The organism is Novosphingobium anseongense, from assembly GCF_037482895.1.
Classification (GTDB): domain Bacteria; phylum Pseudomonadota; class Alphaproteobacteria; order Sphingomonadales; family Sphingomonadaceae; genus Novosphingobium; species Novosphingobium anseongense.
This window is the reverse complement of record NZ_JBBHJZ010000002.1, coordinates 874,099-888,249: the sequence shown is the minus strand read 5'-3', so window position 1 is coordinate 888,249 and position 14,151 is coordinate 874,099. Positions and strand designations below refer to the sequence as shown.

The 14,151-nt window shown below is 65.2% G+C and carries 16 protein-coding genes; 4 read left to right on the top strand and 12 right to left on the bottom strand.

Features of this window, described 5'->3' with window-relative positions; genetic code table 11:
• Positions 1 to 69: 69 nt before the first annotated feature.
• Positions 70 to 840 carry a HesA/MoeB/ThiF family protein gene (locus tag WG901_RS13050; protein ID WP_339587503.1) on the top strand — a complete coding sequence of 257 codons (771 nt, stop codon included), beginning with the start codon at positions 70 to 72 and terminating at the stop codon, positions 838 to 840.
• Here WG901_RS13050 and WG901_RS13045 read toward each other — a convergent pair.
• Positions 826 to 1,530 (bottom strand): NAD-dependent deacylase, encoded by a 705-nt coding sequence (locus WG901_RS13045; protein ID WP_339587502.1) that lies wholly within the window; start codon positions 1,528 to 1,530, stop codon positions 826 to 828. The genes WG901_RS13050 and WG901_RS13045 overlap by 15 nt on opposite strands.
• A gap of 124 nt (positions 1,531 to 1,654) precedes the next feature.
• On the opposite strand from WG901_RS13045, the gene dapB reads away from it, so the two are divergent.
• On the top strand, positions 1,655 to 2,383 hold the full coding sequence (gene dapB / locus WG901_RS13040; protein WP_339587501.1) for a 4-hydroxy-tetrahydrodipicolinate reductase: 729 nt from the start codon (positions 1,655 to 1,657) through the stop codon (positions 2,381 to 2,383).
• Positions 2,380 to 3,057, top strand: coding sequence for an endonuclease III (gene nth / locus WG901_RS13035; RefSeq protein ID WP_339587500.1), 678 nt, complete (start codon positions 2,380 to 2,382; stop codon positions 3,055 to 3,057). The genes dapB and nth overlap by 4 nt, the downstream gene beginning before the upstream one ends.
• A gap of 4 nt (positions 3,058 to 3,061) precedes the next feature.
• Here nth and WG901_RS13030 read toward each other — a convergent pair whose 3' ends face one another.
• The 3 genes from WG901_RS13030 to dapE form a co-directional block, all read right to left on the bottom strand.
• Positions 3,062 to 4,375 (bottom strand): dicarboxylate/amino acid:cation symporter, encoded by a 1,314-nt coding sequence (locus tag WG901_RS13030; RefSeq protein WP_339587499.1) that lies wholly within the window; start codon positions 4,373 to 4,375, stop codon positions 3,062 to 3,064.
• Between the two features lie 36 nt (positions 4,376 to 4,411).
• Complete coding sequence (locus WG901_RS13025) at positions 4,412 to 5,731, bottom strand: dicarboxylate/amino acid:cation symporter (protein ID WP_339587498.1); 1,320 nt, start codon at positions 5,729 to 5,731, stop codon at positions 4,412 to 4,414.
• A gap of 83 nt (positions 5,732 to 5,814) precedes the next feature.
• Positions 5,815 to 6,948 (bottom strand): succinyl-diaminopimelate desuccinylase, encoded by a 1,134-nt coding sequence (gene dapE / locus WG901_RS13020; protein WP_339587497.1) that lies wholly within the window; start codon positions 6,946 to 6,948, stop codon positions 5,815 to 5,817.
• Positions 6,949 to 7,020: 72 nt separating this feature from the next.
• Between dapE and WG901_RS13015 the strand changes: the two genes are divergently transcribed.
• Positions 7,021 to 7,488 (top strand): cupin domain-containing protein, encoded by a 468-nt coding sequence (locus WG901_RS13015; RefSeq protein ID WP_339587496.1) that lies wholly within the window; start codon positions 7,021 to 7,023, stop codon positions 7,486 to 7,488.
• A 6-nt stretch (positions 7,489 to 7,494) separates the two neighbouring features.
• Here the strand turns inward: WG901_RS13015 and WG901_RS13010 are convergent, their stop codons facing one another.
• The 8 genes from WG901_RS13010 to WG901_RS12975 all read right to left on the bottom strand — a co-directional run bounded on the left by WG901_RS13010 (position 7,495) and on the right by WG901_RS12975 (position 14,069).
• On the bottom strand, positions 7,495 to 8,163 hold the full coding sequence (locus WG901_RS13010; RefSeq protein WP_339587495.1) for a glutathione S-transferase family protein: 669 nt from the start codon (positions 8,161 to 8,163) through the stop codon (positions 7,495 to 7,497).
• 58 nt (positions 8,164 to 8,221) lie between these two features.
• A complete protein-coding gene (locus tag WG901_RS13005) occupies positions 8,222 to 9,913 on the bottom strand; it encodes a hypothetical protein (protein ID WP_339587494.1) in 1,692 nt (563 codons plus the stop codon).
• Between the two features lie 58 nt (positions 9,914 to 9,971).
• Positions 9,972 to 10,637: a ribosome biogenesis GTP-binding protein YihA/YsxC gene (gene yihA / locus WG901_RS13000; protein ID WP_339587493.1), complete on the bottom strand. Its 666-nt coding sequence runs from the start codon at positions 10,635 to 10,637 to the stop codon at positions 9,972 to 9,974.
• Complete coding sequence (gene yidC / locus WG901_RS12995; RefSeq protein ID WP_339587492.1) at positions 10,634 to 12,385, bottom strand: membrane protein insertase YidC; 1,752 nt, start codon at positions 12,383 to 12,385, stop codon at positions 10,634 to 10,636. The genes yihA and yidC overlap by 4 nt, the downstream gene beginning before the upstream one ends.
• 28 nt (positions 12,386 to 12,413) lie before the next feature.
• Positions 12,414 to 12,623 carry a membrane protein insertion efficiency factor YidD gene (yidD, locus tag WG901_RS12990; protein ID WP_339587491.1) on the bottom strand — a complete coding sequence of 70 codons (210 nt, stop codon included), beginning with the start codon at positions 12,621 to 12,623 and terminating at the stop codon, positions 12,414 to 12,416.
• Positions 12,620 to 13,000, bottom strand: coding sequence for a ribonuclease P protein component (rnpA, locus tag WG901_RS12985; RefSeq protein ID WP_339587490.1), 381 nt, complete (start codon positions 12,998 to 13,000; stop codon positions 12,620 to 12,622). Before rnpA ends, yidD begins: the two co-directional genes overlap by 4 nt.
• A 23-nt stretch (positions 13,001 to 13,023) precedes the next feature.
• On the bottom strand, positions 13,024 to 13,158 hold the full coding sequence (gene rpmH, locus WG901_RS12980) for a 50S ribosomal protein L34 (RefSeq protein ID WP_339587489.1): 135 nt from the start codon (positions 13,156 to 13,158) through the stop codon (positions 13,024 to 13,026).
• 68 nt (positions 13,159 to 13,226) lie between these two features.
• Positions 13,227 to 14,069, bottom strand: coding sequence for an alpha/beta hydrolase (locus WG901_RS12975; RefSeq protein ID WP_339587488.1), 843 nt, complete (start codon positions 14,067 to 14,069; stop codon positions 13,227 to 13,229).
• Positions 14,070 to 14,151: the final 82 nt, after the last annotated feature.

The following is a 14,151-nucleotide window of genomic DNA, read 5'->3' as shown; positions in this document are numbered from 1 at the left end:
AGGGGCGATATTTCCCCAATCCCGCTCGTGCCGAGCTTGTCGAGGCACGCGTGCGCAAGGCCCGCCGACATGCTCTCGCCCGATCGCCTCAATCGTTTCGCACGCCATATCGTCCTGCCCGAAGTGGGGGGCACCGGGCAGGTCGCACTCGCGAAGTCTCACGTCACATTGATGGGCTGCGGCGGTATCGGCAGCCCCGCGCTGCAGTACCTGGCGGCCGCGGGAATCGGTCGGCTGACGCTGATCGACAGCGACGTGATCGAGGAAAGCAATCTACAGCGGCAAACGATATTCACGCCCGCCGATCTTGGCCGGGGCAAGGCCGAGGTCGCGGCGGACTGGGTAACGCGCTTCGATCCGGCGATCGAGGTCCGTGCGGTCATGGCCAGGGTGGGAACCGGCAATGCCGCGGAAATCCTCGAAGGCAGCGATCTGGTACTCGACGGCTGTGACAACTTCGCGACTCGCCTCGCCGTGTCCGATGCCTGCGTCGCGCTCGGCATTCCGCTGACCAGCGCCGCGCTCGGCCGCTTCCAGGGGCAGATCGCCAACTTCGCCGGGCATCTTGACGGCGAGGCCTGCTACCGCTGCTTCGTCGGCGATGCCTTCGATGCCGAGGATTGCGACACCTGCGCCGCCGACGGCGTGCTCGGCGCCATGGCCGGCGTGGTCGGGACCTTCGCGGCGATGCATGCGATTCGCGTGCTGCTCCAAGGCCATGCCGCGCTTGGCGAGCCGCTGTGGGGCAAGCTCCAGCTGTTCGACGGTCTCGCGCCGAGCCTCCGGCCCTTGACGATCGCCAAGGATCCCGAGTGCCGGGGCTGCTCAGGCCTTCGCTAGAATTTCATCCACCCAAGCCGGCACGATCTCGCTCGCCGGCCCCAGCCGGCTCTCGTGAAACCAGGCCGAGCCCTGCGACGGCTCGAGATTGAGCTCGAGCGTCTGTGCGCCGAGATCGCGCGCGCCGCGCACGAAGCCCGCGGCCGGATAGACCGCGCCCGAGGTGCCGATCGAGACGAAGAGGTCCGCATGGCGTAGCGCGTCATGAATCTCGTCCATGCGATAAGGGATCTCGCCGAACCAGACGACGTCGGGTCGCAGCGCCCGTTCGCCACAGGCCGGGCAGGCCGGCCGGTCGATCAGCGGCCCGGTCCAGCGCGAACGCACGTCGCAAGCCGTGCACCAGGCGTTGAGATGCTCGCCGTGCATGTGCAACACCCGTCCGGCGCCGCCGCGTTCGTGGAGATCGTCGACGTTCTGCGTGACGATCAGCAGGTCTCCGCGCCATTCGCGATCGAGCCGCGCCAGCGCGAAGTGCGCTTCGTTCGGTTGCTTCTCCTGGATCGCCGAGCGCCGCATGTCGTAGAAGCGCAGGACGAGATCGGGATCGCGCGCGAAGGCTTCGGGCGTGGCGACGTCCTCGACGCGGTGCTGCTCCCATAGGCCCCCACCACCGCGGAAGGTGTCGATGCCGCTTTCCGCGCTGACACCAGCGCCGGTGAGGATCACGATGTTGCGGACCACGCGCATACCTAGCCTTTTGCCGTCACCCTGAACTTGTTTCAGGGTCCATTGTGCCCCAAGGACAGGTCCGTGTGTGAGGCACGATGGTTGCTGAAACAAGTTCAGCATGACGGTTGAGTGTGAGGCCAGGATGGCGCGTATCGGAATCATCGGCAGCGAGGGTCGCATGGGCCAGGCGATCGCCGCGGCCCTGGCGACGGCGGGCGAGACGCTGTCGGGCGGGATCGACAAGGGCGGCGACGTCGAGGCGCTGGCGAAGGACAGCGACGTGCTGATCGACTTCTCCTCGCCGCACGCGCTCGAGGCCAATCTCGACGCGGCAGTCGCCGCGGGCATTCCCATCGTCGTCGGCACGACGGGTCTCGAAGAACGCCACCATTGGCTCTGCGACGCCGCGGCCGAGAACACCGCGGTGCTCCAGACGGGCAACACCTCGCTCGGCGTCACGCTGCTCGCGCATCTGGTCCGCGAAGCGGCGCAGCGGCTCGGCGACGACTGGGACATCGAGATCGTCGAGACCCACCATCGCATGAAGGTCGACGCGCCCTCGGGTACCGCGCTGCTGCTCGGCGAAGCGGCCGCCACGGGCCGCAACATCGCCTTGGCCGACAACAGCGAGCGCGGCCGCGACGGCATCACCGGCAAGCGCGGCACGGGCACGATCGGCTTCGCAAGCCTGCGCGGCGGCACGGTCGCGGGCGACCACACGGTCCACTTCCTCGCCGACAACGAGCGCATCGCATTGTCGCACCTCGCCGAGAATCGCACGATCTTCGCCAAGGGCGCGGTGCGCGCGGCGCAGTGGCTGCTCGGCAAGCCCAAGGGCCGCTACACGATGCCCGAAGTGCTCGGACTTTGAAGCAGGCAGACGTCTTCGAGTTCTTCCGCCGTCTCGCCGAGGCCAACCCCTCGCCCGAGACCGAGCTCGAATTCGGCAATACCTACCAGCTGCTCGTCGCCGTGGTGATGTCGGCGCAGTCGACCGACGTCGGCGTCAACAAGGCGACGCGCGCGCTGTTCCGGGAGGTCAAGACGCCGCAGCAGATGGTCGACCTCGGCGAAGAGGCGCTCAAGCAGCACATCAAGACGATCGGCCTGTTCAACGCCAAGGCCAAGAACGTCGTCGCCCTGTCCGAAATCCTAGTGCGCGACTACGGCGGTGAGGTCCCGGCCGACCGCGACAAGCTGGTCGAGCTGCCCGGCGTCGGCCGCAAGACCGCCAATGTCGTGATGAATTCGGCCTTCGGCGCCGAGACCTTCGCGGTCGACACCCACATCTTCCGTGTCGGCAACCGCACGGGCCTGGCCAAGGGCAAGACACCGCTCGCGGTCGAGAAGGGGCTCGACAAGAAGGTCCCCGGCCCGTTTCGCGTCGGCGCGCACCACTGGCTGATTCTGCACGGTCGCTACACCTGCAAGGCGCGCACGCCCGAATGCTGGCGTTGCGCGGTTGTCGACCTCTGCGCCTACAAGGCCAAAGTGCTCGAGAAAGGTGCCAAGCCCGCCGCAAAAGCGCCCAGGACGGCTGCCTGAGGCATCAGGCGGGCCGCTGCGGCATAGTTCCCGCTGAAATCACCGTTGCCGCGACGAGATCGCCGACGACGTTCAAGGTCGTGCGGCACATGTCGAGGAAGCGGTCTACTCCGAGGATCAGACCGATCCCCTCGGGCGGGACCCCGACGCTGCCGAGGATCAACGCGATCACCGGCAGCGAGCCCGCGGGAACGCCCGCCGTGCCGATCCCGGCGAGGATGCAGACGAGCATGACGAAGAGCTGCTGGCTCAGCGTCAGGTCGATCCCGAAGAACTGCGCGAGGAACAGCACGGTCACGCCCTCGAACATCGCCGTACCGTTCTGGTTGGCGGTAGCGCCAATCGTCAGAACGAAGCGCGCGACCTGCGGCGGCAGGCGCAGCCGCTCGTCTGCGACGCGCAAGGTGGTCGGCAGCGTGGCGTTGGACGAGGCCGTGGCGAAGGCCATCACCGTCGCTTCCTGGATCTGGCGATAGAAGGTGACGGGGTTCTTGCCGGCGAGCAGCCGCAGCAGCAGCGGAAAGACGACGAACATCTGCACGCCGAGCGCCAGCAGCACGACGCCGACATAGGCGGCGAGCTTGAACAACAGGTCCCAGCCGAACTGCGCGGCCAGGTTGAACATGAAGCAGAAGATGGCAATCGGGGCGAGCTGGATGACGAGGCCGATCAGCTTCATCGATATCTCGAACAGCCCCTCGAACACGGTCTTGAGCGTATCGGTCTTCGGCCCCTGGGTGAGCAGCAGGCCGACCCCGAAGAACAGCGCGAAGAACATAACCGCCAGGATGTCGTTCTCGCTCATCGCCGTGATCAGGTTCGAGGGCACGATACCGACCAGCGCATCGACCCCGGTCTTGGCCTTGCCCGATTGCTCGACAACCCCCGCCGCCCCGGCGCGGGCCTGCTCAATCAACTGGCTGGCGGCCGCCGGATCGATTCCCCCGCCCGGCCGCAGCACGTTCACCGCTATCAGACTGACGGCCACGGCGATCGACGAGACGACGAGCGTGTAGATCAGGGTCCTTACCCCGACCGAGCGCAGGGCCCGAATCTCGCCCATCTCGGCGATCCCCACGACGAGCGCCGAGAACAGCAACGGCAGGACCAGCATGAACAGCAGCCGCAGGAATATCTGCCCGATCGGCGTCGTGACGTAGGTGATCGTCGGAGCGACCCAGGCCGCATCGCGCATCGTGGCGTAGACCAGCAGACCGATGACCAGGCCCAGGACGAAGCCGGCCACCATCCGCCACTGCAGCGCCGAATGCGATGCCTCGGGCGCTGTGGCATCGGGAACTGTGGCGACTTCGGTCATGTCACCTTATCGCCGGCCGAGCCTCACGGTTCCCGATCAATCGTCCGGCGTCGGGTCCAAGTTCAGGCCTTGGCGACCGTGGGCGACCGTATCGTGCGGCGCCTCGGCGACGAAGGGCGCGTCGGGATCGCGCATTGGCTGGAGCATGCCCTCCCATTTGGTGATGACCGCCGTCGCCACCGCATTGCCCAGCACGTTGGTGGCGGTACGGCCCATATCGAGGAAAGTGTCGACACCAAGGATCAGCGCGATGCCTTCAACTGGCAGGCCGAACTGGGTGAGCGTCGCGGCGATCACGACCAGGCTCGCACGCGGCACGGCGGCGATGCCCTTCGAGGTCACCATCAGGGTGAGCAGCATGGCGATCTGCTGGCCGATCGACAGGTCGATACCGTAAGCCTGAGCGATGAACATCGTCGCGAAGCTCGTGTACATCATCGAGCCGTCGAGGTTGAAGCTGTAGCCGAGCGGTAGCACGAAGCCCGAGATGCGCCGCGGCACGCCGAACTTGTCGAGCTGTTCGAACAGGCGGGGCAGGGCGCTTTCCGAGCTCGCGGTCGAGAAGGCGAGGAGCACCGGCTCGCGGATGTAGCGCGCGAGCGCGAACGCGCGTTTCTTGAGCACGAGCGCGCACATGCCGAACAGGATCGTCCAAAGGATCAGCAGCCCGAAGTAGAACTCGCTCATCAGCGCGGCATAGGTGATGACGATTCCGAAGCCGCGGATCGCGATGACCGAGGCCATGGCGCCGAACACCGCAAAAGGTGCAAAGCGCATGACGTAGTCGGTTGCCTGCATCATCACCTGGGCCAGCGCGTCGAGCCCCTTGACGATGATCTCGCCCTTCTCGCGCAGCGCGGAGAGCGCGACACCGAAGAACAGCGAGAACACCAGGATTTGCAGTACGTTGTTCTTGGCCATGGCGTCGGCCGCGCTGGTCGGGAAGACCTCGAGCACGAAGTGGCGGAAGGTGAAATCGCCGGTCGCGAGCTGGCCGATGTCGCCGCCCGCCTTGAACGCCAGCCCGACGCCGGGCTGGAACACGTTGATCAGCAACAGGCCGACGCCGATCGAGATCAGGCTGGCGGTGATGAACCAGGCCAGCGCGCGCCCACCGATCCGGCCGAGCGCTGCGCTGTCGCCCATGTTGGCGATGCCGGTGACCAGGGTGGCGAAGACCAGCGGCGCGATAATCATCTTGATCAGGTGCAGGAACACGTCGGGCAGCAGCTTCAAGGTGTCGGCGATCTGGGCGAGGGTCTTGTCGCCCTCGGGGAAACTGTGATGCAGCGCGGTACCCACCGCGATGCCCAGGAACAGGCCCGTCAGGATCCAGATCGTCAAACGTCGCGTCATTCGGGATACCCTGTCAGAAAGCCGTCGGCGCGCAGGCTATCAGCGCGGCGCAGGCCCGGCAAATACCGCAAGCGGCGCAGGCGTCAGTCGCCCAGCGCGGCGTCGGCCACGCGGCGATAGATCCGCGCCAGCACTTCGAGATCGGCGATCGCCACGGCCTCGTCGCGCTTGTGCATCGTCGCGTTGGACAGGCCGAACTCGATCACCGGGCAGAGCGCACGCAGGAAGCGCGCATCCGAGGTGCCGCCGCTCGTCGAAGCCTCGGGCACGAGGCTGGTCTCGACCTCGATGGCTTCGGATACCAGCCGCGAGAATTCGCCGGGCAGGGTCAGGAAGGCCTCACCCGAAATGACCGCGCGCGTGGTCCCATCATGGCGCGCGGCGATCTCCGCGACGCGCGCCGCGAGCCCCTCGCCCGTGTGCAGATCGTTGAAGCGGATCGACACGCGCGCCGAGGCCTTGGCCGGGATGACGTTGGTAGCCGGATTGTCGATGGCGATCTGGGTGATCTCGAGGTTCGAGGCCTGGAACCAGTCGGTCCCCTCGTCGAGCACCAGCGCGTCGAGCTCGGCCAGTAGGGCGACCAGCTTGGGTGCAGGATTGTCGGCCAGATGCGGATAGGCGACGTGGCCCTGGGTGCCCTCGACGTCGATCCAGATGTTGACCGAGCCGCGCCGGCCGATCTTCATCACGTCGCCGAGGCGCGCAGAGGAGGTCGGTTCGCCCACCAGGCAGAGATCGGGAATCGCTCCGACGCTGCGCATGTGCTCGATCAGCGCGACCGTGCCGTACTTGGCCGGGCCTTCCTCGTCGCCGGTGATGATGAAGCTCAAGGTTCCGGCGTCGGTCGGGATGTCGCGCACGGCGGCGACCATGGCGGCGATCGCGCCCTTCATGTCGACCGCGCCGCGGCCATGGAGCAGGTCGCCGCGCCGTTCGGGCGCGAAAGGCGCCGAGGTCCAGCCCTCGCCCGGCGGCACGACGTCGACATGGCCGGCGAAAGCGAAGTGGCGGCTGCCCGGCGGGCCCTGGCGGATGGCGAAGAGGTTCTCGACCGGCCCGTCGGGCGCCTCGCCGGTCACGGCGCGGTGGACCGCGAAGCCCAACGGCGCGAGCTGCGCCTCGAGGCAGTCGAACACGAGCCCCGCCGCCGGCGTAACGCTCGGACAGGCGATGAGGGCTTCGGCGAGGTCGAGGACAGTTTCGGCGACTTGCATGTGTGCGACCACGCATATGGGCTATAGCCTGCTCGCACAAGACACAGGCCGAGAACCAGGAGGGAGGTCCAAGTGCCCAAGCTCGATCTCGACGCGATCCCGCAGACCAACCGCACGGGCTATCCGGTGCCGTTCAACGAGGCGGTCAAGGGCCGCTGGTACCGCCGTCTCGCGCCGGTCGGCGGGCTCACTCAGCTCGGCGCCAGCCACGTCGTGCTCAAGCCCGGCGCCTGGTCCTCGCAGCGGCACTGGCATCGCGGCGAGGACGAACTGCTGATCATGCTCACCGGCGAGGCCGTGCTGATCGAGGATGGCGGACGGACCATCGTGCGTCCCGGCGACGTCTGCGCCTGGCCGCGCGACGTCGAGAACGGTCATCACCTGATCAACGAGAGCGAGGCCGACTGCGTCTTCGTCGCGATCAGCGCCGGACCCGACGCTGGCGGCTTCTATCCCGACATCGACATGATGTGGACGGGCGACGGTCGCTATCTGCACAAGGACGGCGAGCCCTACGAGAGCCCGGGCCGGCCGGCATGAGCCGCGTCAGACGCGCGCCGGCATCTCGTACTGCTCGATCACCCATTCCTCGGCCTCGGCTGCGGCGATCCACTGCTGGAGCCATTCGTGCTCCCAGACGGCTTCCATATAGGCCGTGGCGAAGCCGGGGACGCCGATGCCATAGGTCACGAAACGGCTGACCACGGGCGCATAGATCACGTCGGCCGCGCAGAACGAGCCGAACAGATAAGGCCCGCCTTTGCCGAAGCGCGCGCGCGCCTCGGCCCAGAGGCCGAGGATGCGGACGATGTCGCCGCGCGCATCGCCGTCGATCTCCCATTGCTCGAAGCGGCGGCGGATGTTCATCGGGCATTGCCGGCGCAGCGCGAAGTAGGACGAGTGCATCTCGGCCACCATCGAGCGCGCCATGGCGCGCGCATCGTCGGCCTTGGGCCAGAACCGATCGCGGCCGACCTTGTCGGCCAGATATTCGATGATCGCGAGGCTATCCCAGACCACCGCCTCGCCGTCCCACAGCACGGGCACCTTGCCCTGCGAGGGGGAGATCTCGCCGATCTGCTTCTTTTGCGCTTCCCAGTCGTCGCCGTGGATCGGGACCTGGATCTCCTCGAAGGCCAGGCCCGACTGCTTGGCCGCCAGCCAGCCGCGCAGCGACCAGCTCGAATAGTTCTTGTTGCCGATGATAAGCTTCATGCATCGAAAGCTAGGCGTTCAGGCTGGCGGTGTCGAGAATGAACAAGTCATCGAAGGATCACGAGCCGCCCAGAAAATCCATGAAGGCGGGTAAACGGCCCAAGTCCCCGCGTATGGGGCCATGATACTTAGATCGCCACTCCTCAAACCAGTCAAGCGCTACAGGCGAGCAATCCTGCCTTGCGGAGAATCGAAAAAAGTACCGGGTATCTCTTCGCGAACCAAAAGCAGAAGAAGGAATTCTCGCAGTGAAAGGAAAACATAATATGTAAGCTCCCTCCCGAACCGACAATCCCTGGTACGGCTCTTCAACGACAAACTGGCCATCGATAACCTGAAGATTTTCGTTACGATCGACAATTAGCCAATCAGGACTCAAGGCATCGATGTAGTCAACGGTCATATCCGCACGCATAGCTTTGATCTGCTCGTAACTTCCAACGAGCCCCTCAAGCTGAATGAAGCGAAACCGGTCGTCGAGAAAATAGCCGAGACTCCCCGCGCGATCACCCATTACGAAGGTCGTTCTGCCCGGGTCCGTGCGGTTTAACGCTTGCGCGACGAGCACGTTGTCGCGCTCAAAAAAAACCTCGACTTCGACCACCCCATTGTAACGCTCACCCAAAGGCCAAAAGCGTCCGTGATAAATCCAAAATGCCGCCGATATATGTGATAGAAGCACAATAAGGCCAATGATCCGCCCAGGTCCGCCCATCACAAAATATCGCTCTGTCAGACGACTTTCGATCCCTGCCAGTTCGACGAGGACAAAATAGACTGCCAGCATCACCGCCCAGAGATACCATGACCACAATGGCCAACCGGAAAACACGCCGTAATACAGAGCCGAAGCCGTCACGGCAATTAGGCAGGCCGTGAGCGCCGCAGGATTCCGGAATGAATAATTTCGCCGCAAGCGCAGCAACGCAAGTGGCGTTAGGACAATGAGCGTGGGAAGCAGCCGATGTAGTAACCGCAAGCCGGTCGGAAGATTCTCTCCAGGCACGTTGCCCACCGCTTTGGCCAATCCAGAAACGGGCACCGGAGAACCGAAGAAGAAATAATTCAGCGCAAAGTATGATACGACAGTCACCAGGAGGATGGCATGCTCTCGCCAGTCAATCCTGCGGCGGAGGATCAAATCGTATAGTGCGTGCCCGGCGACAAGAGCCAAAGCGTCAAGGCGGGAAAGAAACAGGAGGCTCGCGAAAAGCCCCCGTCTCTGCCAAGTTCGCGACTGGAAATAAAGAATGGCCAGCGGCGGAATTAGCACCGTTTCCATTCCCGAGGTCATGATATTGGGAAACAATAATATTGCAAGTGCCGCCGGCCAAGCACAACCATAGTGCCGTCGCGACAACACCATAAACCCGATGATGGCAGCGAGCTCGAGCGCGTGGGTCAGGACCACGAGCAGTACCCTGTCGCCCTCGACTATCTTCGCCGCGATGCTGAGGATCATCAGCCATAGCGGCTGGTAACCATTGGTTTCAATCGGAAGGCTGAACGCACTGATCCCATGCTCGGCCATGTTTCGAGCAATGCCTAGATAGTAATACGCATCGTCCTGAAAAAACTCGACCCATTCGAAGGGATCTAAGGTCAGGGTGATCCAGATGGCAAATATCTGCTGGACGATGACAAAAGCAATTAATGAAAAGGATGCGATATGTCCAAGCGCTCGGAAGAGCGGGTAGCCTGCGCGTCCTGACGTTGATCTTTCGGGTTTCGGACTGCTGCCCCATTCCATTATCGTTCCCCAACGATCATTGTCCAACTTCGAACGGCGACCACGACCCTGACGACCGTCAAATCTCCGCGTCGGCGAGCACGGCAGCGCGCAGTTCGTCGATGCCCATCTTGAGCTCGGACGAGGTAACCAGCACTTCGGGATAGGCGGCGGGGTGCTTGCGCGCTTCGGCCTCGGTCGCGGCCTTGACCGCGGCCAGGTCGCTGGCCTTGATCTTGTCGGCCTTGGTCAGGACCAGGCGATAGCCGACCGCCGACTGGTCGAGCATCTCCATCATCTCGACGTCGACCTTCTTGGGCCCGTGGCGCGAATCGATCAGCACCAGGGTGCGCCGGAGCACGTCGCGGCCGCGCAGGAAGTCGCGCACCAGCCGCTTCCAGTTCTCGACCACCTTGGGCGGCGCCTTGGCGAACCCGTAGCCGGGCATGTCGACCAGCCGCAGGACCGGCGGCCCGCCCTCTTCGAGCCCGCCTACGTCGAAGAAGTTGAGTTCCTGCGTGCGCCCCGGCGTCACCGAGGCGCGCGCGATCGAACGGCGGCCGGTCAGCGCATTGAGCAGTGACGACTTGCCGACGTTCGAGCGCCCCGCGAAGGCGATCTCGGGCGCGTCGGGATCGGGCAGGAACTGGAGCGCGGGCGCACTCTTGAGGAATTCCACCCGGCCCGAGAACAGCCTCCCGGCCCGCTCGATTCGCTCCGCCTTGAGTTCGTCCTCGGGGCTCACTTCGTCGAGCGCGCCGTCACGACGGCGTCCTTGCTGGCTTGCGCCTTAAGCTGCGGATGCTTCGAATAAAGGTACTTCTGTTGCGCGATCGTCAGGATGTTCGAGGTGATCCAGTAGATCAGCAGGCCCGCGGCGAAAGGCGCCATGACGAACATCATGACCCAGGGCATGATCGCGAACATCTGCTGCTGGATCGGATCCATCGCCGCCGGGTTCAGCTTGAACTGGAAGTACATCGTGATGCCGAGCAGCAGCGCGAGCACGCCGATCGCCAGGAACGAGGGTGGGGTGAAGGGCAACAGGCCGAACAGGTTGAGGATATGCAGCGGATCGGGAGCCGAAAGATCCTTGATCCACAGCACAAAGGGCTGGTGGCGCATCTCGATCGCCAGGATCAGCACCTTGTAGAGTGCGAAGAAGATCGGGATCTGCAGAAAGATCGGCAGACAGCCGGCGAGCGGATTGACGCCCTCCTGCTTGTACAGCGCCATGATCTCCTGCTGCTGCTTCTGCTTGTCGTCCTTGTAGCGATCCTGGATCGCCTTCATCTTCGGCTGGATAGCGCGCATCGCCGCCATCGAGGCAAACTGCCGCTGGGCGACGGGGAACATGATGCCGCGCACGATCAGCGTCAGCAGGATGATCGCCACGCCGAAGTTGCCCACCGTGTGGAACAGCGCGGTCAGGAGCATGAAGATCGGCTTTTCGAACCAGCGGAACCAACCCCAATCGATCGCCAAGCCGAAGCGCGCGATGCCGCTTTCCTCATAGCGATCGAGCACGGCGCTTTCCTTGGCGCCGGCGAAGAGCCGCGTGGTGCGCGTCAGTTGCTGACCCGGCGCGATGGCGACCGAGCGGTAGAGCAGGTCCGAGCGGAAGATGCTGCCGCCCAGCGAGCGGAAATCGCTGGTCGCCTGAACCTTGTCGGGAATCAGCGCCGAGAGCCAGTAGACGTCGGTGAAGCCGACCCAGTTCGTCTTGCCGGGATTGGCGATCGTCCCCGCCTCACGCACGTCCTCGTAGTTGGTGCCGAAATTCGCCGAACCGTCGAAGGCACCGATCGGGCCCGAGTGGACGTTGAAGCTGTCGAGGCTGGCGGTCTTGTCGGTGCGGTTGACCAGCGCGAAGGGGCGGACGGTCACAGGGGCGCCGCCGCGGTTCACCACGCTCTGCGTCGCCGTGATCATATAGTCCTGATCGATCGCGAAGCGGATCGTGAAGGTCTGGCCGGTGGGGTTGGTCCAGGCGATGCTGACCGGCGTCGCCGGGGTCAGCTTCGCGCCGGCCGGCGCGGTCCAGACGGTCGCAGCGTTAGGCAGCGCGACGCCCTCACCCACCCAGCCGAACTGCGCGAAGTGCTGCGCCGGCGTGCCGGCGGGCGAGAAGATGCGCGCGGGGCCGCTGTTCTTCTCGACGCTCGCGGTGTGGCGCTTCGTGGTCAGATCGTCGACCAGCGCGCCGGTCAGATTGATCGAGCCGGCCAGGCCCGGTGCGTCGACCGGAATGCGACCGCCCGTGGCGAGCGCGGACTTGAGGTCGCGCGCTTCGAGCGCAATGTCGGCCGAATTGGTCAGCCCACCCTCGCGCGTCGGCTTGCCGGGCGCCGCCGCTTCGGGCGCGGCCGGCGCCGCGGCGACGGGCTTAGGCTTGTTGGCGTTCGGGTAGACCTGCTTGACCCCGTAGTCCCAACCGAAGAGGATCAGCGCGGTCAGCACGACCGCAATGATGATGTTACGCTGATTGTCCACGAAGGGTCCCTATTCTTGTCCGGCGCGATCAGGGGACCGGATCATAGCCGTGTCCGCCCCAGGGGTGGCAGCGCAATATACGCTTCAACGTCAGCCAGCCACCCTTAATCGCACCGTATTTCCCCACCGCTTCGATGCCATATTGGGAGCACGACGGGGCATAGCGGCAGGAGGGCGGAAGCACGCGCGAAGGGCCGAGTTGCCAGGCGCGCGCAATCCAGATGAGCAAGTGCTTCACCGCTTCGCCCCGCGGCCCTTGCCGGGTCCTTTACGCGGCGGATCGCCCTTGCCGTCCTTGGCGCGGCCGAGTGCGGCGAGGAGTTCGGCCTGGAGCAGCGCGAAATCGCGCTCGACTCCGCCTTCGCGGCCGATCATGACGTGGTCGGTATCGGCTAGGCCGTGGAGCGGCAGCAGATCGCGCAGCAGCGCCCGGAAGCGGCGCTTCATGCGATTGCGCACGACCGCGTTGCCGATTCGCTTGGTGACGGTGATGCCGAAGCGCAGCCCCGCGCCGTCATTGGGACGAGCGAGCAGCACGAAACCGGGGCGCGAGACTCGCAAGCCCCGATTGGCGGCGAGAAAATCCGACCGCCGCGTCAGGACCGCGGGCTTCACCGCGCGATCCTGGACCGAATCGATCAGGCCGAGAGCTTCTTGCGGCCGCGGGCGCGACGCGCGGCCAGGACCTTGCGGCCACCGACCGTGACGGTGCGGGCGCGGAAGCCATGGCGGCGAGCGCGAACAAGGTTGCTGGGCTGGAACGTGCGCTTCATCGCAAAACCTCAAATCTCAAACGAAATAGGGCCGCCCGCGAAGGCGGCCGGATTACAGACGGGCGCCGTTAAGGCAGGGCGCTGGACGAGTCAAGCGCGGCGAGTTGGAACGGGCCAGCAATCGGCGCCGGAACGGGCGCTGCGCGGTCGAGCCGCACCCACTGCGCAAGCTCGCCGCGGCTGAGCCACTTGGCGCTCGAGAAGGGCACCGAATTGGTCATGGCGTAGAAGGCGCGCGCTTCGACAGAGGTCATCCCGACGGCCTGGTAGTAGTCGAGGTAGGCGCGATTCTTTGGAGCGTCGGCGGCATAGTCGCTCGCCTGACGACCCGCGTCGTCCTCCCACGAGTGAACCGCGAACAGCGCGGCGGGCTCGGCCGAACGCGTCTCGCCGGCAAGGAACAGCTCGACCGCGCCCGAGGCGACGAAACCGCCGTCGGGAACGTGAGTCGCGACGCCGTGCTCGCGCAGCATCAGGCCGAGGCGCAGATTGGCGCGATCGTCCTCGGTGCCGGGGCAAAGCACCATCTCGAGCACGGCGATGCCTGGATGGTCGCGCAGCATGGCCGCGAACTGGCGCGGCGTGGTGGCGTCGGTCACGTCGACCAGCGCGGCATGGCCCTCGTCGAGCACACGAAACGGCCCGTAGGCGGCGAGCCCGACCGGCACCGGCGCCGGTCGGTAGGTGGCGACGACGCGTTCGGCGCTCAGTTCTTCGGAAGCGGCCGTCTGGGTCAGCACAGCTGGCTCGGCCGCCATCGGCGCGACCGCATCCTGCGTCACGTCGGCATAGACGATCTCCTGGGCCATCGCCGGGGTAGCGACGAGCGAGAGGAGCGGAAGCAGGAGCTTGGCGATCGAGCGCATGCCACCTTGTGCGCCCAATTCCTTTACCCGATGGCTGACCGGCATCGTTAATCGCGTGTTACCGGGCGCGATTACTCCGTTCCCGAGACATTCCCTCGACAGCCGCGCGCACCTGGGTCACACCACC